This is a genomic window from Kitasatospora sp. DSM 101779 (assembly GCF_025655475.1).
Lineage (GTDB): Bacteria > Actinomycetota > Actinomycetes > Streptomycetales > Streptomycetaceae > Kitasatospora.
In genome coordinates this window covers 7,783,267-7,801,798 of record NZ_JAHTIK010000001.1, presented here as the reverse complement: position 1 = coordinate 7,801,798, position 18,532 = coordinate 7,783,267, and the positions used below count along the sequence as shown (strand labels likewise).

22 protein-coding genes are annotated in these 18,532 nt (G+C 72.4%); 9 read left to right on the top strand and 13 right to left on the bottom strand.

The annotated features are described in order from the left end of the window. Window positions 1–23: 23 nt before the first annotated feature. The 3 genes from KSNIM_RS35655 to KSNIM_RS35645 are packed head-to-tail and all read right to left on the bottom strand — an operon-like array spanning window position 24 to window position 901. Window positions 24–239 carry a hypothetical protein gene (locus KSNIM_RS35655; protein ID WP_263107324.1) on the bottom strand — a complete coding sequence of 72 codons (216 nt, stop codon included), beginning with the start codon at window positions 237–239 and terminating at the stop codon, window positions 24–26. A gap of 28 nt (window positions 240–267) precedes the next feature. After that, window positions 268–654 carry a DUF2267 domain-containing protein gene (locus KSNIM_RS35650; RefSeq protein ID WP_263107323.1) on the bottom strand — a complete coding sequence of 129 codons (387 nt, stop codon included), beginning with the start codon at window positions 652–654 and terminating at the stop codon, window positions 268–270. Between the two features lie 34 nt (window positions 655–688). After that, complete coding sequence (locus KSNIM_RS35645; protein ID WP_263107322.1) at window positions 689–901, bottom strand: hypothetical protein; 213 nt, start codon at window positions 899–901, stop codon at window positions 689–691. Between the two features lie 322 nt (window positions 902–1,223). On the opposite strand from KSNIM_RS35645, the gene KSNIM_RS35640 reads away from it, so the two are divergent. From KSNIM_RS35640 to KSNIM_RS35630, 3 genes are read left to right on the top strand one after another with little or no spacing between them, the layout of a single operon-like run. Beyond that, a complete protein-coding gene (locus KSNIM_RS35640; RefSeq protein WP_263107321.1) occupies window positions 1,224–1,862 on the top strand; it encodes a nucleotidyltransferase family protein in 639 nt (212 codons plus the stop codon). Then, window positions 1,859–2,140, top strand: a complete 282-nt coding sequence (locus tag KSNIM_RS35635; RefSeq protein ID WP_263107320.1) for a hypothetical protein — start codon at window positions 1,859–1,861, stop codon at window positions 2,138–2,140. The genes KSNIM_RS35640 and KSNIM_RS35635 overlap by 4 nt, the downstream gene beginning before the upstream one ends. Window positions 2,141–2,181: 41 nt before the next feature. Then, a complete protein-coding gene (locus tag KSNIM_RS35630) occupies window positions 2,182–2,931 on the top strand; it encodes a metallophosphoesterase (protein WP_263107319.1) in 750 nt (249 codons plus the stop codon). A gap of 365 nt (window positions 2,932–3,296) precedes the next feature. Here KSNIM_RS35630 and KSNIM_RS35625 read toward each other — a convergent pair whose 3' ends face one another. Beyond that, entirely contained in the window at window positions 3,297–3,683 is a 387-nt protein-coding gene (locus KSNIM_RS35625; protein WP_263107318.1) for a hypothetical protein, read from the bottom strand. Between the two features lie 130 nt (window positions 3,684–3,813). Here KSNIM_RS35625 and KSNIM_RS35620 point away from each other — a divergent pair, with 130 nt between their 5' ends. Beyond that, window positions 3,814–5,688: a transketolase gene (locus KSNIM_RS35620; protein ID WP_263107317.1), complete on the top strand. Its 1,875-nt coding sequence runs from the start codon at window positions 3,814–3,816 to the stop codon at window positions 5,686–5,688. A 108-nt stretch (window positions 5,689–5,796) separates the two neighbouring features. Here the strand turns inward: KSNIM_RS35620 and KSNIM_RS35615 are convergent, their stop codons facing one another. Continuing rightward, window positions 5,797–5,964 (bottom strand): hydrophobic protein, encoded by a 168-nt coding sequence (locus KSNIM_RS35615; protein ID WP_263107316.1) that lies wholly within the window; start codon window positions 5,962–5,964, stop codon window positions 5,797–5,799. Between the two features lie 90 nt (window positions 5,965–6,054). Between KSNIM_RS35615 and KSNIM_RS35610 the strand changes: the two genes are divergently transcribed. Together KSNIM_RS35610 and KSNIM_RS35605 are read left to right on the top strand one after the other, a co-directional pair. Then, window positions 6,055–6,426 (top strand): low affinity iron permease family protein, encoded by a 372-nt coding sequence (locus KSNIM_RS35610; protein WP_263107315.1) that lies wholly within the window; start codon window positions 6,055–6,057, stop codon window positions 6,424–6,426. Between the two features lie 326 nt (window positions 6,427–6,752). Continuing rightward, complete coding sequence (locus KSNIM_RS35605; RefSeq protein ID WP_263108236.1) at window positions 6,753–7,508, top strand: SDR family NAD(P)-dependent oxidoreductase; 756 nt, start codon at window positions 6,753–6,755, stop codon at window positions 7,506–7,508. A 96-nt stretch (window positions 7,509–7,604) separates the two neighbouring features. Here KSNIM_RS35605 and KSNIM_RS35600 read toward each other — a convergent pair whose 3' ends face one another. Further along, the gene (locus KSNIM_RS35600; protein WP_263107314.1) at window positions 7,605–8,168 is read right to left on the bottom strand and encodes a hypothetical protein; all 564 of its coding nucleotides are present in this window, start codon (window positions 8,166–8,168) and stop codon (window positions 7,605–7,607) included. A 426-nt stretch (window positions 8,169–8,594) separates the two neighbouring features. On the opposite strand from KSNIM_RS35600, the gene KSNIM_RS35595 reads away from it, so the two are divergent. Continuing rightward, window positions 8,595–9,596, top strand: coding sequence for a pirin family protein (locus KSNIM_RS35595; RefSeq protein WP_263107313.1), 1,002 nt, complete (start codon window positions 8,595–8,597; stop codon window positions 9,594–9,596). Window positions 9,597–10,076: 480 nt separating this feature from the next. Here the strand turns inward: KSNIM_RS35595 and KSNIM_RS35590 are convergent, their stop codons facing one another. Continuing rightward, window positions 10,077–10,928, bottom strand: coding sequence for an SDR family NAD(P)-dependent oxidoreductase (locus tag KSNIM_RS35590; protein ID WP_263107312.1), 852 nt, complete (start codon window positions 10,926–10,928; stop codon window positions 10,077–10,079). 104 nt (window positions 10,929–11,032) lie between these two features. Here KSNIM_RS35590 and KSNIM_RS35585 point away from each other — a divergent pair, with 104 nt between their 5' ends. Together KSNIM_RS35585 and KSNIM_RS39530 are read left to right on the top strand one after the other, a co-directional pair. Further along, the gene (locus KSNIM_RS35585) at window positions 11,033–11,641 is read left to right on the top strand and encodes a CGNR zinc finger domain-containing protein (RefSeq protein WP_263107311.1); all 609 of its coding nucleotides are present in this window, start codon (window positions 11,033–11,035) and stop codon (window positions 11,639–11,641) included. 186 nt (window positions 11,642–11,827) lie between these two features. Continuing rightward, a complete protein-coding gene (locus KSNIM_RS39530) occupies window positions 11,828–12,571 on the top strand; it encodes a hypothetical protein (RefSeq protein ID WP_411543823.1) in 744 nt (247 codons plus the stop codon). Here KSNIM_RS39530 and KSNIM_RS35580 read toward each other — a convergent pair. The 6 genes from KSNIM_RS35580 to KSNIM_RS35555 all read right to left on the bottom strand — a co-directional run bounded on the left by KSNIM_RS35580 (window position 12,489) and on the right by KSNIM_RS35555 (window position 18,432). After that, window positions 12,489–12,929, bottom strand: a complete 441-nt coding sequence (locus KSNIM_RS35580; RefSeq protein ID WP_263107310.1) for a DUF1931 family protein — start codon at window positions 12,927–12,929, stop codon at window positions 12,489–12,491. The genes KSNIM_RS39530 and KSNIM_RS35580 overlap by 83 nt on opposite strands. A gap of 47 nt (window positions 12,930–12,976) precedes the next feature. Further along, a complete protein-coding gene (locus KSNIM_RS35575; RefSeq protein WP_263107309.1) occupies window positions 12,977–14,653 on the bottom strand; it encodes an FAD-dependent oxidoreductase in 1,677 nt (558 codons plus the stop codon). A gap of 92 nt (window positions 14,654–14,745) precedes the next feature. After that, a complete protein-coding gene (locus tag KSNIM_RS35570) occupies window positions 14,746–15,009 on the bottom strand; it encodes a UBP-type zinc finger domain-containing protein (protein WP_263107308.1) in 264 nt (87 codons plus the stop codon). Continuing rightward, window positions 15,006–15,539 (bottom strand): thioredoxin, encoded by a 534-nt coding sequence (gene trxA, locus KSNIM_RS35565; RefSeq protein WP_263107307.1) that lies wholly within the window; start codon window positions 15,537–15,539, stop codon window positions 15,006–15,008. Before trxA ends, KSNIM_RS35570 begins: the two co-directional genes overlap by 4 nt. A gap of 8 nt (window positions 15,540–15,547) precedes the next feature. Continuing rightward, entirely contained in the window at window positions 15,548–18,163 is a 2,616-nt protein-coding gene (gene clpB / locus KSNIM_RS35560) for an ATP-dependent chaperone ClpB (protein WP_263107306.1), read from the bottom strand. Continuing rightward, the gene (locus KSNIM_RS35555; protein WP_411543822.1) at window positions 18,154–18,432 is read right to left on the bottom strand and encodes a chaperone modulator CbpM; all 279 of its coding nucleotides are present in this window, start codon (window positions 18,430–18,432) and stop codon (window positions 18,154–18,156) included. The genes clpB and KSNIM_RS35555 overlap by 10 nt, the downstream gene beginning before the upstream one ends. Between the last annotated feature and the right edge of the window lie 100 nt (window positions 18,433–18,532).

Here is an 18,532-nt window from a genome sequence, read left to right as displayed (position 1 = left end):
GGGGCCCAGGCACGCAGGCGGGCTCAGGCGGTCGCGCCGAGGCCGGTCAGGTCCCGCTCGGGCGCGGGGCGGCGGACGACGATCGACGGCGGGCGGCCGAACCTCGCGTCGCCGGGTCCGAGGGCCGCGAGTTCGTCGAGCAGGTCACCGAGCGCGGCGAGGACGGCCCGCTCGTGGCGCGTCCTCTCCGCGGCGGGGTGCTGCGTCGGGGCGTGATGGGAGTGCGGCTGGTTCGGCATGGGGCCTCCTCACGGGGCCACGGGGCTCTCAGGCGAGTTCGGGGTGGCCGAGCAGGTCGGAGAAGCCTGCGGGCAGTTCTGTGACCAGGGCGTCGAGTTCGCTGTCGTCCACGGCCTCGGCCACCGCCCGCAGCACGGCGGATGCGTCCACGGCGGCCTCGTCGACGGTGGTGTCCCGCGCTTCGGCGAGGCGGCCGATGAACCCCTCGGCCGTCCAGGAGGCGGCTTCGACGTCCGGCTCCGGGAGGACCAGGTCACCCAGTTCGTCCGGGAGTTGGTCCGCCAGGGCCTCGGCGGGGCCGGTCCCCAGCAGTTCGCCGAGCAGGCCGAGCACGGTGGTGACCGCCTCGTCGGTGCCGTCGTCCTCGTAGCCGCCGGCGTCGCGCACCAGGCGGAGGAATTCCTCGTGTTCCATGGCCCGTCCCCTCGTCGGCCCGGGCGGGTGTTGATCAGTCCGACGGGGACGGGCGGTCGTCGCCGGGCGTCGCGTCGGACGAGGACTTCCCGCCTTCGGGCTCCTGTTCGGCGACCGGGGTGCCCGCGCGCACGGTCTTCACCGTCGGCGTCCGCCGGTCGTCCTGATCGTCGTGGTGGTGTTCGCGGGGTTCGTCGCCGTGGTGGCCGGGCACTCCCCCGGCGCCGCCCTGCGGGATGTCCTCCATGGCTCCTCCTCGGGTCGCGCGGTCACGGAGTACCGGTCCCGCCTGCCCGGCTGCCGGCCTGGCAAAACGCGGCCGGGCGGCCTCGGCGGGCGGGCCGCTTGTTTCGCCGGGGCCGGGCTGGCAAGAAGCCGGACAGCCCGTCCCCCGACGGAGCCCGACACGGTGTCCCGGACGGACGGCCGGCCGCCCGGGGTGGTCGGACCGGTGCCGGACGGGGCTCCGCCCACGACGGCCCGCCGACACGGCGGTGCAGGTCCGCACGGGCCGGCGCGGGCCGGCGGCCCGGCGGACCGGCGGACCGGCGACCACAGGAGGTCCCAGCGTGACCGACCCCGGTGCCACCCGCTTCGAGCCGACCGCGCCCCCGTCCGCAGGGGGCGGGAACGGCGCGCAGGACCCGTCGCAGGGCATCCTGGAGGCGACCAAGCAGGTCGCCCGCCTGCTCAAGGCGAGCGGCCACCGCTTCGCGCTCGCCGGCAGCGTCGCCGCCTACGCGCACGGCGTGCCGCGGCGGACGCTGCACGACACCGACTTCTGCGTGCTGCGGGACGAGATCGACGCCGTCACCGAGGTCCTCGGCGGTTCGGGGATGCACGTCTGGTCGCCGCCGGAGGACTGGCTGGTCAAGACCGAGTTCCAGGGACAGCAGATCGACCTGATCTTCTCGCTGTCCGACCGGCCGGTCAGCCCGGACCTGCTGGAGCGGGCCGTCGCCCGGTCGGTGGACTCGGTGTGGATGCCCGTGCTCGCGCCGACCGATCTGATGGTCAGTCAGCTCACCCCGTTCTCCGAACACCACTGCGACTTCAGCCGGGTCCTGCCGCTCGCCCGGACGCTTCGCGAGCAGATCGACTGGGCCGAGGTCCGGTCCCGCTGCCACGGGCTGCCCATGGCCGAGGCCTTCCTCTACCTGCTGGAACGGCTCGACGTGATCGGGCCGTCCGGGGAGGAGACACCGTGAACACCGCCGACCCCGGGCCGGGTGCCGCCGGCTCCCGGCCCGCCGAGTACCGTGCCGCGCGGCTGCAGGAGCGGCTCGCCGCCGGGCCGTACGCCGAGCTGGCGCTGCGGATCGAGTTCCGCGGCGACGCCGTGCTGGTGCGGGCCGTGGCCGGCAGCCCGGCCTGCCGCAGCTACCTCCTGGACGCCGTGGCCGAGGAGTTCACGGGGCTTCGGGTGCACACCGACATCGCGCTGGCCGACACCGGCGTGCCGGACCATCCGGAGGCCGTGCAGTGACCGGCGGTGCAGCGGCCGACCGGGCAGTGGCCGACCGGGGGGTGAGCGGGCGCACGGCGCGGATCGCCGCCATCGGTGACATCCACCTCGCACCGGATGCCGCGGGCCGCTACCGCCCGGCCTTCCAGCGCCTCGGCGGGGTCGCCGACCTGCTGCTGCTCGCCGGGGACCTGACCCGGCACGGCACGGTCGCCGAGGCCCGCACGGTCGCGGCGGAGGTGGCCGGCCTGGACGTGCCGGTGATCGCCGTCCTCGGCAACCACGACCACCACGACGGCTGCCCGGACCAGGTGGCGGACGTGCTCCGGGAGGAGGGCGCCGTCACCGTCCTCGAAGGCAGTTCGGCCGTCGTGCCGGTCGGCGGCATGCAGGTGGGGGTGGCGGGCACCAAGGGTTTCGGCGGGGGCTTCGCGGGCCGGTGCGGGTCGGAGTTCGGCGAGGACGAGATGAAGGCCTTTGTCCGCTACTCCCGGTCGCTCGCCGACGGCCTGCGCACGGCCCTGGCCGAACTGGCCGGCTGCGACCTCAGGATCGCGCTGACCCACTTCTCCCCCGTGCCCGACACCCTCGCGGGCGAGCCCCTGGAGATCTACCCGTTCCTCGGCAGCTACCTGCTGGCGGAGGCCGTCGACGAGGGCCGGGCGGACCTGGCCGTCCACGGCCACGCCCACGCCGGGACCGAGCACGGCCTGACGGCCGGCGGGGTGCCCGTGCGCAACGTGGCGCAGCCGGTCGTCCGGCACGCCTTCGCCCTGTACGAGCTTCACCCGGCCGAGGCGGCCGGGTGCTGAGGCTCTTTCCGGTTCGTGTTCGGGTCGACGTGGTGTCATCGGTCGACGCTGTGTCCTTGCTCTCTGATGCTCATCGGTCGACGATGCTCATCGGTCGACGTCGTGTCAGTAGGGCAGCGGGCGGCCGGACGGGGTCCGCAGGTCGAGCGGGGGCCGCGGGCGGCCTCGGCCGGGCCTCGGGGCGATCCGGATCTTGGCCATCACCCTCACCTCCTCGCTTCGGGCCTGCCGAGCGTCTGCCCGGGCGGAGCGGTTCCACTCCTCCAACTGCCCTGTGCGGCAGCGGGACCCGCTGCGGCGGGGGCCGACACCCGCTGCACGCTCTGCAGTTCGCTGCCGACGGACGGGCGCCGCCGCGGCCGGGCTCACCGGTCGTGCCGGCCCCTGCCCTGCCCCGCGGCCATGCGGCGGCGGATCACCATGAGGTCGAGCGCCGCGATGCCGGCGAAGGCCAGGCAGAGCAGCGCGAAGACGGCGAAGGTGGCGCGGTTGGGTGCGATCCCGGTGCCCGCCGTCGCGGCGAGGACGGCGAAGGCCACCGTCCCCACCACGAAGAAGCCGAGGAAGATCCGCGAGAGCAGGCGCCTGAGCTCCAGGTCGGTGCGGGCCGTGACCGGTTCGGTACCGCGGCGCACCGGGCCCTGGGGCCGCCACTGCGGTGCGGTGCGGCCCGGTCCGTGCGGGGCGTGCGGGTAGTCGTGCCGTTCCCCGGGCCTGCGGTCGCCGTCCGGGGTGTGCTTCCGGCTGTTCATCGGGGGCTCCTCGAGGCCGCTGGTTCCTCTCCCGCGACTGCCCGCTCCGGACGGGGCCCACGCGGTGCCGAACGGGCCGATTCCGGATCGCCGGGGCGGGCAGGCGCGGGAAGAACGGAAGGAGAGCGCCATGACCACCGAACGCACACTCACCGCCCCGATCGAACCCGGCACCGACCTGCGGCAGGTCGCCGAGCTCGCCCAGCAACTGCGCGTCGACTCGGTACGGGCAAGCACCGCGGCGGGCTCGGGCCACCCGACGTCCAGCCTGTCGGCCGCCGACCTGATGGCCGTCCTCATGGCGCGCCACCTGCGGGTGGACTGGCTCGACCCCGACAACCGGGCCGCCGACCACCTGGTCTTCTCCAAGGGCCACGCGTCGCCGCTGCTGTACGCGATGTTCCGGGCGGCCGGGGTGATCGGCGAGACGGAGCTGCTGACCACCTACCGCCGCATCGGCGCCCGGCTGCAGGGCCACCCCACGCCGGAACTGCCCTGGGTGGACGTGGCGACCGGCTCGCTCGGCCAGGGCGTGGCGTACGGGGTGGGCATCGCGCTGGCCGCCCGCGACCTGGACGGGCTGCCCTCGCGGGTGTGGGTGCTGTGCGGGGACAGCGAGATGACGGAGGGCTCGGTCTGGGAGGCGCTGGGCGCGGCCGGCCGGCATCGCCTGGGCAACTTCACCGCCGTGGTGGACGTCAACCGGCTCGGTCAGTGCGGGCCCACCGAGTTCGGTTGGGACACCGAGGCGTACGTCCGGCGGGCGGAGGCGTTCGGATGCCGGGCGATCACCGTGGACGGCCACGACCTGCAGGCCGTCGACCGGGCGCTGGCCACCGCTGCGGACGGCCGGGCGCCCACCGTGGTGGTGGCGCGAACGGTCAAGGGCCGGGGCGTGTCCGAGGTCGCGGACGCCGACGGATGGCACGGCAAGCCGCTGCCCGAGGACCTCGCCGCGCGGGCCGTCGACGAGCTCGGCGGGGTGCGGCATCGGACCGTACGCGGCCCCCGGCCGCCCGACGCACCGCGCCGGAAGTCCTCCCCGGGCTCCGGGGCCCCGGTGGAGCTGCCGCGCTTCGAACACGGCGAGGAGGTCGCCACCCGCTCCGCCTTCGGCAAGGCCTTGGTCGCCCTGGGAGCCCGGCCGGAGACGGTGGTGCTGGACGCAGAGGTCGGCAACTCCACCCACACCGAGGACTTCGCCGAGGCGTACCCGGAGCGGTTCTTCCAGAACTTCATCGCCGAGCAGCAGATGCTCGCCACCGCCGTCGGCATGGCCGTGCGCGGCCGCCACCCGTACGCCGCCACCTTCGCCGCCTTCCTCACCCGGGCCCACGACTTCCTTCGGATGGCCGCGATCTCGCAGGTCACCCTGACGGTGTGCGGCACCCACTGCGGCGTGGAGATCGGCGCGGACGGACCGTCCCAGATGGGCCTGGAGGACCTGGCGATGATGCGCGCCGTGCACGGCTCCACGGTGCTCTGCCCGAGCGACGCCACCTCCGCCGCCGCACTGACGGCTGCCGCGGCCGACCTGGACGGCATCTCCTACCTGCGGGCCACCCGCGGCGCGTACCCGGTGCTGTACGGGCCGGAGGAGTCCTTCCCGGTCGGCGGGTCCAAGACCCTCCGCGGCAGTGCCGACGACCGGGTCACCCTGGCCGGGACGGGCGTGACCGTCCACGAGTGCCTGGCGGCCGCCGACCTGCTGGCGGAGCAGGGCGTCGCCGCACGCGTCCTCGACCTGTACTCGGTGAAACCGGTGGACGGCGAGGCGCTCGCCGCCGCGGCCGACGAGACCGGGCGGCTGGTCGTGGTGGAGGACCACCACCCGGAGGGCGGCCTCGGCGAGGCGGTGCTCGGCGCCCTCGCGGAGCACCGGCGGTGCCCGGCCTTCGCCCACCTGGCCGTGCGGATCCTTCCCGGCTCCGGCACCTCCGCCGAACTCCTCGACGCCGCCGGCATCTCCCGCAGCCGGATCGCCGACGCCGCCCGGCACCTATGAGGTGTCGGCCGTGCCCGGCGGAGACCGAACGACGGCGGGGCCGGCAGCACCGTGGTGCTCCCGGCCCCGCGCTCGCGCCTCAGGCGTCCGGTCCGAGGCCGTGCGCCCTCACCACCGGTACCACCGGGACCGGCCGGCGCCCGAGGACCCGCGGGCGAAGAATCCCACCAGCCACAGGACCAGCACGACCAGCGCGATCCACCACAGCAGGTGGACGGCGAACCCGGCGCCGAACAGCAGCAGGATCAGAAGCAGGACGAGCAGCAGCGCAATCATGTGCGATCACCTTCCCGCTCGGCGTCTGCCCGGCGCGGACCGGGCCAATCCACACCGCTCCCGCGGGGTGGGCGACGAAGGGACCGGGCCATGACCCTGCAGCACCCCGCGCAGAAGGGCGAGGACGGCCGCCGGGGCCGGTTCGAGCAGTTCGCCGAGCTGGCGTCGAACTTCACCAGCTCGCCGCTGTTCGCCGGGCTGTGCCTGCTGCTGGTGGCGGCGTTCGTGGCCGTCCACGCGGCCGGGCTCGGTGCGGAGTGGCAGCTGGTGGTGGGCGACACGATGACCGCCGTCACGCTCCTGCTGCTCGCCATGCTGAAGAACTCGGAGCGCCGCGCCGAGCATGCGATCCAGCGCAAGCTCGACGCGATCGCCGAGGCCCTGCTCGAACTCCAGGAGGACCAGCCGGGCGAGGCCCACGACCGTCTCCGCGAGGCCGTCGGCATGGAGGAGCGGCTGTAGGACCGGTGATCCGCACCGCCAAGGCGCTGCGGGACGGCGCACCGACCGGGGCGTGGATACGCTTCGCGCAGGCATCTCGCCCCGCAGCCGCGGCTCGGATGCGGGCCCCAAGCCGGTCAGCGGCCCGCCGGTGCAGGGGCCACCGCCGAACGGCGGACCGTTTCCCGCGCGGACGGCGGGTCAGGCCCCCACGATCCGGCCCTGGCTGACAGCGGAACATATGATCCGAAGCACCGACAGCACCCATGACAGCACCGAGAACGACATGTACTGCGGGGTGCCCGGCTCACCGGTGGCACTCGGACGGGAGACCTGTGGACGTGAGCATGGACCGGGACGGGTTGGACGGCGCGGTCGTCGCCGTGGCGGGCGCGGCCGGCCCCGCGGGCCGGGCGGCGCTGCTGCGGCTCGCCGGGGCAGGTGCCACGGTCGTGGCGGCCGACGCGGACGCCGCGCGGCTCGCTGAAGCGGTGGACGCCGCCCGCTCCGCGCGCGGCGGCGCCACCGTGACCGGCGACACGGTCGACCTGCTCGACCCGGACGCGACCCGTGCCTGGGCGAACCGCATCGACAGGGACTTGGGCCGCGTCGACGGCCTCGTCCACCTCGTCGGCGGGTGGCGTGGCTCGGCCACCTTCGCCGAGACGAACCTCGGGGACTGGACCGTCCTGGAGGACCTGCTGGTCCGCACCGTCCAGCACACCTCCCTCGCCTTCCACGACGCCCTCCTGCGCAGCGGAAGGGGCCGGTTCGTGCTGATCAGTGCGGAGGGCGCCAGCCGGCCCACCGCCGGGAACGCCGCCTACGCGGCCGCGAAGGCCGCCGCCGAGGCGTGGACGCTCGCCCTCGCCGACGACTTCCGCAAGGCCGGAGGGGACGCCGGGCCACGGGCTGCAGCCACGATCCTGGTCGTGAAGGCACTGGTCCACGACGCCATGCGCGCCGAGCGCCCGAACGCGAAGTTCGCCGGCTTCACCGACGTGAAGGACCTCGCGGACACCATCGCCGGCCTCTGGGAGAAGCCCGCCCTGGAGATCAACGCCGCCCGCCTGTGGCTGGCCGCACAGCCCCCCCAACCCTGATCGAGGTTCCTGCCTCCGAGCTGCCGCCACGCGAACCGGACGACGTACGCCACCAGCACCGTCGACGTCCCTGGCCGCCCCGAGTCTGCGCGGTCGTCAGCTGGGTGTGGGGGTGGGGGCGACGCCGAGCACGCTGCCCAGCCGGGCCACGACGGCCGCGTAGTCGGTGTCGCCCTTGTCGAGTGCGGCCTTGGCCCGGGCGACCTGGGCGGCGTCGTTGGCGGTGGCGCCGGTGAGGCAGTCGGTCGCCCCTTGCCGCAGGTTCGTGAGCGCCGAGGACCACAGCGCCTGGGACTGCGGATCGGGAATGGGATCGAAGTCCTTGATGATGTTGAGGTCATGGTCGAGGTCGTTGCACGCCGACCGGATCGTCGTGAAGTCGCCAGGCGCGGCAGGGGTGATGGCCACGCTGCGCCTGAAGTCGCCAAGGCCGTGGTCGATGGCCCGCATCCCCTGCTTGTGGCGAGTGTCCGCGAACCACGCGGCAAGCTTGACCTGGGCATCCGCGGACAGCGTCGGCGCATTGACAACGGACGGCGCGACAGAGGCCGCCGGCGCGGCCGTGGACGACGCCGGGCTGCCGGAGGGCGAGCCGTCACTGCATCCGGCAAGCGGGAGCACGGAAACAGCGACGATCAGACCGAGCAGATGTAGACGCATGGAGACCCCCCTCGAGCGAAGATCAGAAATACTACCGCGCCCCTCCGACAGCGGCCGCGCCGAGCAGACCGATCCGCCACTCGTGGGATGACCGACCGTCATGGTGTGTCGGCAGGAAGGCGGTCCGCGGCCCTGTTCGACGTCCGCCTCGCCGGCTACGTGCGCGCTCCGCCTGCCGCCCGGACCCCTCACGCCGGTCCCGCCCGGTGCGCTGCGGCGCCGGTCCGGCCGGCCGGCGCTGCCACCGGGCAGCCTGCCGCCTCCGGGCCGGACACGGCCGTCGAGCCCGGACCGGGCCCACCGCTCGGAGCCGGGACCACGGCCACGGCCCGGTCATGAAGATCGAGTGCCTGGAGCGTGACATGCCCGCGGGCCGCCCGGCCACTAGACTGGATCGGACCTTCCGACCCCATCGGGGAGGGTGTCATGCCCGCCGTGACCGTGGACAACGTGCTGGACCTGCCGCGTATCGCCGAACCCGATCCCCATGTCTCCGTGCAGCGGACAGTCAGGGCCGTGACCTCCGCGCCCAGCGGGTTCGAGGGCGAGGGCTTTCCGGTGTACCGGGCCTTCGCCGGTGTTCCGACGGAGGCGCTCGACCCGTTCGTCCACATGGACCAGATGGGCCAGGTCGACTACGCACCGGGCGAGCCCAAGGGCACGCCCTGGCACCCCCATCGGGGCTTCGAAACCGTCACCTACATGATCGACGGTCTCTTCCAGCACCAGGACTCGCACGGGGGCGGCGGTCTGATCACGGACGGCGCCACACAGTGGATGACCGCGGGGAGCGGGATCCTGCACATCGAGACGCCGCCCGAGGCCCTGGTCGTCTCCGGCGGTCTGTTCCACGGCATCCAGCTGTGGGTCAACCTGCCCAGGGCCAGCAAATGGAACCCGCCCAAGTACCAGAGCATCGAAGGCCCCGAGGTCACGCTGCTGTCCTCCGCCGACGGCGGCGCGCTGGTGCGGGTCATCGCCGGGGACCTCGACGGACACACCGGCCCCGGCTCGACGTTCACGCCGATCACCCTCGTGCACGCCACCATCACTGCCGGTGCGCGCCTGGTACTGCCCTGGCGACCCGACTTCAACGCGCTGGTCTACGCCCTGGCGGGACACGGTTCGGTGGGGACCGAGGGTCAACCCCTCGCCGCTCACCAGCTCGCGGTCCTCGGCGCCGGCGGCGCCCTGACCGTCACGGCGAGCAGCAGCCCGGACGGCGACACGGCCGACCTGGACGTGCTGATCCTGGGCGGGGAGCCGATCCGGGAGCCGGTCTTCCAGTACGGGCCGTTCGTGATGAACACCAGGGCCGAAATCATCCAGGCCATGGAGGACTACGAAGCAGGCCGGCTCGGGGTGATCCCGGACGACGCGATCATGCCGCACACCGCGCGGGGAGCCGATCGTCGCCCGGAACGGTGACGGCAGGGCGTGGCTCGCCGAATCGTCGCTGCGTCCGACCTGATGCCCCTGTGCCCACCGGCAGGTCGGTCCCCGGCCCCGGCCTCGTCGGCGAGGCCGCGACATGCCTGCCCCACCTGAAGCGGCCCACTCGTACACCCGGCTGCCCGGCACGATCGCCCGGGCGCCGCTCGCCAAGTCCGTCCGGCGCGCAGGGGGTTGGCCGGCTGGCCGGTCCTCCAGCCGGGCGCCGGCGGCGGCGCCCGATCCGTCGCCGGCGTTGTCGGAGACCCAAAGGAGGCGAACCTTCCGGCCCCGGGTCTGGACCGGCGTTGGTACCACGAGAGTGATCCGGCCGCGTGTTGCGAAGGCAGGCGCCTTGCGCTCCGGTGTGAGCTCGAGCCGAGCCGCAGATCGAGCGCTGGGCTCCGAATGGTCACGGCCGGACGGTGACGGCCGGGCCGCCTCCGCCACGACCGTGTGCCCGGCGGGATTCGCGGCTCACTGCCTGTCTACGGCGTCGGTCACACGCCGCCAGCTGTCCAGGTCTGCGATCCGCGCCTCCAAGGCGGGGCGCATGCCCGTCGCACTGGAGGCGCCAAGAGCCAGGCGAAGCGGAGGGTTGGGGCTGTCGACCGCGGTCCGGATGCCTGCGGCGATCCTCGCCGCGGCGGAGAACGCGGACGCCGGCAGCGATCCGATGTCCTTCTGGACCTCACGGACGGTCTGGTCGTAGTCGCCCAGGCCGGCTGCGACATCGAGGTTGGCAAGGAAGGGGGTCGCGGTCATCCCGGGCTGGATGATCGTGACCTTGATGCCGAGCGGTGCGACCTCGGCCGCGAGCGCGTCCGACAGGCCCTCGACGGCGTACTTGGTGGCGGCCAGCAGACCCACGCCGGGATGGGCTGACTGCCCGTAGACCGACGACCCCTGGAGGATGTGCCCGGACCGCTGGGCCCGGAGCACCGGCAGCGTTGCGCGGAGCACGTTGAGCACTCCGAAGACGTTGGTGTCGAACACGGCCCGGACCTGCGTGTCGGAGGCCTCCTCGACGGCTCCGAACAGTCCGTATCCCGCGTTGTTGGCGACGACGTCGATTCGGCCGAACCGTGCGAGCGTGCCGTCCGTTGCGTCCTGGACGGCTCGCTCGTCACGTACGTCCGCCGGGATGCGAAGCAGGCGCTCGCCGTGCGCCTGCGCCAGGTCGTCCAGCGAGGAGGTGTCGCGGGCGATCGCCGAGACGTTGTCGCCGTTCTCCAGTGCCTGGCGTGTCAGTTCGCGGCCGATGCCGGACGTCGCACCGGTGATCAGCCACGTGCGGAGGTGGTTCCGGTGGTTGGATGTTCCATTCATGTTGCGACCGTAAGCCGTTAGATCGCAACGCGTCAACCCGGATCGGCTGGAAGGTTGCCCACTAGCCGCATTAGCCTCGATCACGCTGCTGGTATCGTGGGAGGATGATCACTGCGGCAGCCGGATCCCCCAAACCCAGCCCCCGCACCGTCACGCCGGCGGTGGAGACCGTTCTCGCGTTCGTGAACACGCGCGCGGACGGATCGGGCCGCCGAGAGCTGTTCGGGGACGGGGACTCGTTCGCGGCATGGCTCGTGGAGCGCGACGAGTTCGGCGGCGAGACCGTGGTGACCGACGCCGACGCGGCGGTCGCGCGCGAGCTGCGTGACGCCTTGGTGACCCTGTTGCTCGCGCACTCGGGCGATGAGGAAAGTCTGGGCGAGCCGCTGCTGCGTGCCGAGCGGCACCTGCGACGTGTGGGTTCGCTCTACCCGCTGGCGACGGTGGTCACGGCCGGCGGTGCAGAGCTGGCCTCGCCCCAGGCGGGGGTGCCACGCGTGTTCGGAACCGTACTGGCTGCGGTGACGACGTTTGCGCAGACCAGCGACTGGGGTCGCATCAAGGCGTGCCGGAACCCCCCGTGCCATTTCGGCTTCTTCGACCGCACCCGCAACGGAGGAGGCCTGTACTGCAGTACTGGCTGCGGCTCTCAGGTGTCCATGCGCAAACACCGCCGGCGGCAGCGCCATGACAGCGGTGCGCCCGAGGCGTGAGACCGCCGAGCACGAGAAGCGCCAAGCGCACTACGGAGCCGGTCGTGGACTGGGTACGTCCGGAGCCGATGCTCACGGTCGCGGTGAGCGGTCCTGAGCTTCTGCCGGGATGGGCGGGAGAGCCGGAGTGGGACGGTTCTCCAGACACGAGAAGGTGTCTCACCGGGTGCGCGCGCCGGCCATGACGTGGACGCTGCCGGAGCCGATGCCGGCCCTCGCGGTGAGCGAGCCCGCGCTGCCCTCCGGCCACGCCGCAGAGCCCAAGTTCGACGACTTCCGGACCGGGCTGTCGTCCGTCCTGTCGGCCGGGTCGTTCTGTGCTCGCGGCGTGGCGCCGACCTGGCTGCTGCCTTCCCCGAGATCCGGCAGGCCGCGCTCGCCGAGCTCCCCACCGGGGCGCGGCTGGACGGGGAGCTGGTCGTCTGGGAGAACGACCGGCTCGCGTTCGAGCGGCTCCAGGCCCGCGCCGCAGCGCGCGGTGCCCGGGCGGAGGCGGCGTCACGGGAGTGGCGGACGCGGATCGCCGCCTTCGACCTGCTGCACCTGGGCAGGGACGCTCTCACCTGCTGGCCGTACGCCCGGCGCCGGGCCGGACTGGGTGACCTGTTGGCCGGCCAGGGCCTGACGGCGCCGCTGACATTGTGCCCCTCGACCACGGACACGGCGACGGCCCGCGGCTGGCCGCAACGGGCGGCGGTCGGCGTGGAGGGTCTGGTGTTCACGCGCCTGGCCGATACCGGTACGTCAGGCTATTGGTATGTGCGGAATGGGGACCTTGCTGATCGTCTCCGGTACCCGCGGGGGCCCGGCACGGCCGGCGGAACCGCCGGCCTGGTGGATGCCCCGCTCAGATCAGCAGGTCGAAGAGTTCGAAGGCCTCATCCCACTGGTCCGTCGAGGGGCGGCGGGTGTCGCGGGCGATGGTTTTGAGGGCGCGGGCGAGGGCGACGCTGAGGCCGCCGGCCAGGACGGGCAGCCACTGCTGGGTGTCCTCGGCGGCCTCCATGCCGAGGGTTGGGCGGGCGGCGAGCTGGTCGAGCAGCGGGCGCAGTTCGATGTCCTCCTCCAGCTTCTTGAAGACGTGGACACTCTCCTGCAGGCCCTTGGTGACGGGGAGGTCCTGCGGCTCGATGATGTCCCGGCCGTTGGCCTTGGCATTGGCCGTGCCGATGAGAAAGAGGTCGTAGAGCTTGGCGTCCACGAAGTCGTTGTAGCGCTTGAGGTCGTTCTTGTTGACATCGAGGCCGGCGGCTGCGCGGAAGAAACGCTCGAACTTGGGAATACCCATGACGGGCATGGCATTTTTCCTTTCTCGCGTCGATGGATGAGCTGAGGTCATCGGATGACGGATGGCCTCACCTCCTCGAGGTGCTCGTGGGCCAGGCGGACGGCCATGGCGCCCTCGCCTACTGCGGAGGCCACCCGCTTGACCGAGCCGCTGCGGACGTCGCCGACGGCGAAGACCCCCGGCAGGCCGGTCTCCAGGGCGAGTGGGGCGCGGCCCAGGGGCTTCCAGAGGTCCGCTGCCACATGGGCCACGTCCTGCCCGGTCGGAATGAAGCCGCGCGGGTCCAGAGTGAGGGCGCCAGCGAGCCAGGAGGTGGCAGGGCGCGCCCCGATGAAGACGAATAGGGCACGGGCATCCAGCACCTGCTGCTCGCGGGTGCGGTTGTCCTGGACGACGACGGCTTCGACCCGGTCCTCGCCGGTGACCTCCTGGACCTCGGTATGCAGCCGGACATGGATCCGTGGGTTCTGCTCGATCCGGTCGATCAGATAGCGGGACATGCTGTGGTCCAGGTCTCCGCCGCGGACCAGCAGATGCACGGCGGGCGACTCGCGCGCCATGAACAGGGCTGCTTGGCCGGCAGAGTTGCCGCCGCCGACGACGGCCACCGCGTCAAGACGGCAGGTCCGTGCCTCCCAGAGGGTGGCGGCGTAGTGGACCCCGAACCCCTCGAACCGCTCGACGCCGCGGGCGGTCAGCCGCCGGTAGCGAGCGCCGGTGGCCACCACCACGTTGTTGGCGGCGACCGTGCTGCCGTCGGCGAGCCGCACCACGTTGGCACCGTCGCGCTGTTCGAGGCCAGCGGCCTCGGCGGGGACGGTGATCCGGGCGCCGAACCGGGTGGCCTGCACGACGGCGCATTCGGCGAGCTCCATGCCGGAGATCCCGGCGGGGAAACCCAGGTAGTTCTCGATCCGGGAGGACGTAGCGGCCTGGCCGCCGGTCGCCACCGCGTCCAGGACGACGGTGGAGAGCCCCTCGGAGGCGCCGTACACTGCTGCGGCCAGGCCTCCGGGCCCCGCGCCGACCACCATGAGGTCGAAGACCGCCCTCGCGACGGTCCCGGTCCGCAGCCCGATCACCTGGGCGAGTTCGGCGTTGGAGGGATTGCGCAGCACCCGGTGCTCGTGCCAGACGACGATCGGAGTGTCCTCCGGAGCGATGCCAAGACGCGTCAGCAGCGCCTCAGCCTCGGTGTCCTTCTCCAGATCGGCCCAGCGGTGCGGGAGGCGGTTGCGGGCGGCGAAGTCCAGCAGCCGCCGGGTGTCGGGGGAGAAGGCGGAGCCGATGATACGGAAGCCAGTGCCCGCGCCGGCCAGCATCGTGCGGCGCAGCAGGTAGGCCCGCAGGATCACGTCGCCGAGCGCGGGTTCTCGGCTGAGCAGGTCGCGCAGGGCGGCCAAGCCCACCGTGAGAACCTCGCCAGGCGTGCTCACCACCGCGCTGAGGAGGGCGGTCTGGCCCTCCAGTACGCCGAGTTCGCCGAGGAAGCTGTGCGCATCGTGCAGGTGGACGACCTTTTCCTGCTCGCCGTGGCCGTCGACCACGGCCACCGTGCCGCTGAGGACCACGAAGAACTCCTCGCTGGGGTCGCCCGCCCGGAAGAGATGTTCCCCCTCGCGGACCGGCCGTACCTGTCCGCAGGGTCTCAGGATCGCGATCTGGTCGTCCGACAGCAGCGGATAGGCGCCGTAGACGTCAGCCGTCGGCGTGAGCGTCGGCACGATGAACTCCCTTCGGTGGAAACGGAGGCGAAGGCGGAAGGCGGATGCGGGGAGCGGCGGCGGAAGCAATGGCGCTGGAAGAGACGGTGGGCTCAGACCATCGCCTCGTGCACGAAACACCACCGCCAGTCCTCGCCGGGTTCGAACGACCGGACGATCGGGTGCCCGCGGGTCGCCGCGTGAGCGCGGGCGTGCCGCATCGGCGAGGAGTCGCAGCAGCCGACGTTGCCGCAGGTCAGGCAGAGGCGCAGGTGCAGCCACGGAGTCCCCGTGCGCAGGCAGTCCTCGCAGCCCTGCGGTGTTCTGGGCGCCACGGGCCGAACCATGGACAGGTGCGGGTCGGGAAAGCTGGTCATCGCGGCCTCCCGGAGGTGGAGTCGGCCGGTCCGCGGGGCGTCGAGAGCGACTCGCCCACCCACCGGCGCAGCGCGTTGGCGGGCGCGGCTCCGGTCTGGCGGGCGACGGGCCTGCCATGGTCGAGGATCAGCAGGGTGGGTACGGCTTGGACCTCGAACCGCCGTGCCAGGGCCGGCGACTTGTCGATGTCGACCTTCACGAGCTTGATCCGGCCGGCCATATCCTTGGCGACCTGTTCGAGGGCTGGGCTCACCATGCGGCAGGGACCGCACCAGGTGGCCCAGAGGTCGACGAGCACGGGCAGGCTCGCCTGCTCGGCGACCTCCCCGAAGTCGGTGTCGCCCGCTTCGGCGATCCACGGCAGCGGGGCCCGGCAGTTTCCGCAGCGCGGGCTGCCCTCCGCCGCGGCGGGCACGCGGTTGGTCCGGCCGCAGTTGGCGCAGACGACCGTCGGCAGCGAGGCCCGGGAGCCGTCGGTACTGCCGTCACGGCCCCTGCGGGCGGCGCGGCCTTCTGGAGAAGTAGTCATCACCGCTCCTACAGCTCTTCCTGGAGAGTGACGGTCAGTTCGGCGGCGCTGGCGTCGACCAGGATGGTCACGCCTTCGCGTGCCTCGCCGCTGAGCAACGCGCGGCCGATCCTGGTCTCCACCTCGTGCGCGATGAAGCGGCGCAGCGGCCGGGCGCCGTAGACCGGGTCGTAGCCCTCGGCCGCGATCAGCCGGCGGGCGTCCTCGGTGAGTACCAGGTCGATCCGCTGCTCGGCGAGGCGGTGGCGCAGGTCCTCCAGCAGCAGGTCCACAATGCGCTCGATCTGCGCGATGCCGAGCGGGTGGAAGAGCACGATGTCGTCCACCCGGTTGAGGAACTCGGGCCGGAAATGGCCGTTGAGTTCGCCCATCACCAGGTCCCGCACCTCAGGCTTGATCTCGCCGGCCTGGGTGGTGTCCTGGAGCAGATGCTGGGAGCCCAGGTTCGAGGTCATGATGATGACGGTGTTGCGGAAGTCGACGGTACGGCCCTGCGCGTCGGTGATCCTGCCGTCGTCCAGCACCTGGAGCAGCGTGTTGAAGACGTCGGCGTGCGCCTTCTCGATCTCGTCGAACAGGACGACCGAGTACGGCTTGCGACGCACTGCCTCGGTCAGCTGACCGCCCTCCTCGTAGCCCACGTATCCGGGGGGCGCGCCGACCAGGCGGCTGACGGTGTGCCGCTCCTGGTACTCGCTCATGTCGAGGCGGATCATGTTGCTCTCGCTGTCGAACAATGCGGCGGCCAGCGTCTTGGCCAGCTCGGTCTTCCCGACGCCGGTCGGGCCGAGGAAGATGAACGAGCCGATCGGCCGGCGCGGGTCGCGTACCCCGGAGCGGGCCCGGATCACCGCGTCGGCGACGAGCTGGACGGCCTCGTCCTGGCCCACGACCCGCTCGCGCAGGATCTCGTCCAACTTGAGCAGCTTCTGCCGCTCGCCCTCCTGGAGCCGGGTGACGGGGATGCCGGTCCACGCGGAGACGATCTCAGCGATCTCCTCGGCGGTCACCACCTCACGCAGCATCCGGCTCTCGCCCTGCTTGTTGGCGAGCTGTTCCTCCTCAGCGGCCAGTCGGCGCTCCAGTTCGCTGACGGTTCCGTAGCGCAGTTGGGCGGCCCGGTTGAGATCGTAGGCTCGTTCGGCCTCCTCGGCCTCCTGCCGGGCGCGTTCCAGTTTTTGGCGCAGTTCCTGGACCTTGCGGATGGCTTGGCGCTCGGCCTCCCACTGGGCGTGCTTGGCGTCCACCTCGCCCCGCAGGTCGGCCAGTTCACGCCGCAGGTCCTCCAGGCGGGCGCGGCTGGCCGCGTCGGTTTCAAGGTCCAGCGCGGCCTCCTCGATCTCCAGCCGGGTGGCCCGGCGGGTGAGTTCGTCGAGTTCGGCGGGCATGGAGTCGATCTCGGTCCGCAGCCGCGCGCAGGCCTCGTCGACCAGGTCGATGGCCTTGTCCGGGAGGAAGCGGTCGCTGATGTAGCGGTGGCTGAGGGTGGCGGCTGCGACCAGCGCGCCGTCCTGGATCTTGACGCCGTGGAAGATCTCCAGCCGCTCCCGGATGCCGCGCAGGATGGAGATCGCGTCCTCGACGGTCGGCTCGTCCACCTGGACCGTCTGGAAGCGGCGTTCCAGGGCCGCGTCGGACTCGATGTGCTTGCGGTACTCGTCCAGCGTGGTGGCGCCGATCATGTGCAGCTCGCCGCGCGCCAGCATCGGCTTGAGCATGTTGCCCGCGTCCATCGCGCCCTCGGCGGCGCCGGCCCCGACGACGGTGTGCAGCTCGTCCACGAACAGCAGGATCCGGCCCTCGGCTCCCTTGACCTCGGACAGCAGGGCCTTGAGGCGCTCCTCGAACTCGCCGCGGTATTTCGCCCCGGCCACCAGCGAGCCCATGTCGAGCGAGAACACCGTCTTGTCCCGCAGCCCTTCCGGCACGTCGCCGCGCACGATCCGCTGGGCCAGGCCCTCCACGATGGCGGTCTTGCCGACGCCCGGTTCGCCGATCAGCACCGGGTTGTTCTTGCTCTTGCGGCTGAGGATCTGGATCACCCGCCGGATCTCCGCGTCACGCCCGATCACCGGGTCGAGGCGACCGCTGCGGGCCTCGACGACGAGGTCGCGCCCGTACTTCTCGAGGGCCTCGTACGCTTCCTCGGGATTGGCGGAGGTGACCCGTTGATTCCCGCGCACCGTGGTGAGGGCGGTGAGGAAGGAGTCCTTGTTGACGCCCTGTTCACCGAGCCGCCGGCCGGCTGCGGTGGTCGAACCCTCGTCCACCAGGGCCAGCACCAGGTGCTCGGTGGAGACGTACTCGTCCTTGAGCCGCTTGGCCTCCTGCTCCGCGGTGTCGAGCAGTCGGGCCAGCCGCTGGGTCACCATCACTCGGCCGGGGGCGGCGCCCGGACCGGTCGTGCGCGGACGCTTGGCGAGATCGGCCTCGACGGCGGCCCGTAGGGCTGCCGGGTCTGCGCCGGCAGCGGCCAGCAGACGGGTGGTCAGGCCGTCTTGCTGATCGAGCAGGGCCAGCAGCAGATGCTCCCCGTCGACCTCGGTCTGGCCCATCCGTACCGCGACGTTCTGCGCTTCCTGCAGCGCTTCCTGGGACTTCTGGGTGAGGCGATTCATGTCCATGGTGTGGGCTCCTTGGCGGCTCGTTCGCCGCGCCGCAGTGCGACTTCCAGACGTTCGATGCGGTCGAGCAGGTCCAGGACGACGCCGATGGCCGCGTAGTTGAGGCCCAGTCCGGTCCGTAGCCGCTGCACCCGGGCGATAACCGACGGCGCGCTCGGCCGGAACCACAGCCGGCCCCGGGCATCACGCTCGGCGTCCACCAGCCCGAGGGCGACGAAGCGGCTGACGAGTTCGGGCGGCAGTCCACTCCTGCTGGCCACTCCTGCCATGGGGACCTGATAGGGGCTGGGGCTGGTTCGGTAGATCCGCACCAGGGGATAGGCAGCCCTGGTGCCGGGCTGTCCGGTGCCTTCGGCGGGAGAACGCTGT

Excerpts from the sequence above, each read along its gene's own strand:
- KSNIM_RS35655 (WP_263107324.1), bottom strand. The coding sequence starts at position 239 with ATGCCGAACCAGCCGCACTCCCATCACGCCCCGACGCAGCACCCCGCC.
- KSNIM_RS35650 (WP_263107323.1), bottom strand. The coding sequence starts at position 654 with ATGGAACACGAGGAATTCCTCCGCCTGGTGCGCGACGCCGGCGGCTAC.
- KSNIM_RS35645 (WP_263107322.1), bottom strand. The coding sequence starts at position 901 with ATGGAGGACATCCCGCAGGGCGGCGCCGGGGGAGTGCCCGGCCACCAC.
- KSNIM_RS35625 (WP_263107318.1), bottom strand. The coding sequence starts at position 3,683 with ATGAACAGCCGGAAGCACACCCCGGACGGCGACCGCAGGCCCGGGGAA.
- KSNIM_RS35620 (WP_263107317.1), top strand. The coding sequence starts at position 3,814 with ATGACCACCGAACGCACACTCACCGCCCCGATCGAACCCGGCACCGAC.
- KSNIM_RS35615 (WP_263107316.1), bottom strand. The coding sequence starts at position 5,964 with ATGATTGCGCTGCTGCTCGTCCTGCTTCTGATCCTGCTGCTGTTCGGC.
- KSNIM_RS35610 (WP_263107315.1), top strand. The coding sequence starts at position 6,055 with ATGACCCTGCAGCACCCCGCGCAGAAGGGCGAGGACGGCCGCCGGGGC.
- KSNIM_RS35605 (WP_263108236.1), top strand. The coding sequence starts at position 6,753 with ATGGACCGGGACGGGTTGGACGGCGCGGTCGTCGCCGTGGCGGGCGCG.
- KSNIM_RS35600 (WP_263107314.1), bottom strand. The coding sequence starts at position 8,168 with ATGCGTCTACATCTGCTCGGTCTGATCGTCGCTGTTTCCGTGCTCCCG.
- KSNIM_RS35595 (WP_263107313.1), top strand. The coding sequence starts at position 8,595 with ATGCCCGCCGTGACCGTGGACAACGTGCTGGACCTGCCGCGTATCGCC.
- KSNIM_RS35590 (WP_263107312.1), bottom strand. The coding sequence starts at position 10,928 with ATGAATGGAACATCCAACCACCGGAACCACCTCCGCACGTGGCTGATC.
- KSNIM_RS35585 (WP_263107311.1), top strand. The coding sequence starts at position 11,033 with ATGATCACTGCGGCAGCCGGATCCCCCAAACCCAGCCCCCGCACCGTC.
- KSNIM_RS35580 (WP_263107310.1), bottom strand. The coding sequence starts at position 12,929 with ATGGGTATTCCCAAGTTCGAGCGTTTCTTCCGCGCAGCCGCCGGCCTC.
- KSNIM_RS35570 (WP_263107308.1), bottom strand. The coding sequence starts at position 15,009 with ATGACCAGCTTTCCCGACCCGCACCTGTCCATGGTTCGGCCCGTGGCG.
- trxA (WP_263107307.1), bottom strand. The coding sequence starts at position 15,539 with ATGACTACTTCTCCAGAAGGCCGCGCCGCCCGCAGGGGCCGTGACGGC.
- clpB (WP_263107306.1), bottom strand. The coding sequence starts at position 18,163 with ATGGACATGAATCGCCTCACCCAGAAGTCCCAGGAAGCGCTGCAGGAA.
- KSNIM_RS35555 (WP_411543822.1), bottom strand. The coding sequence starts at position 18,432 with ATGGCAGGAGTGGCCAGCAGGAGTGGACTGCCGCCCGAACTCGTCAGC.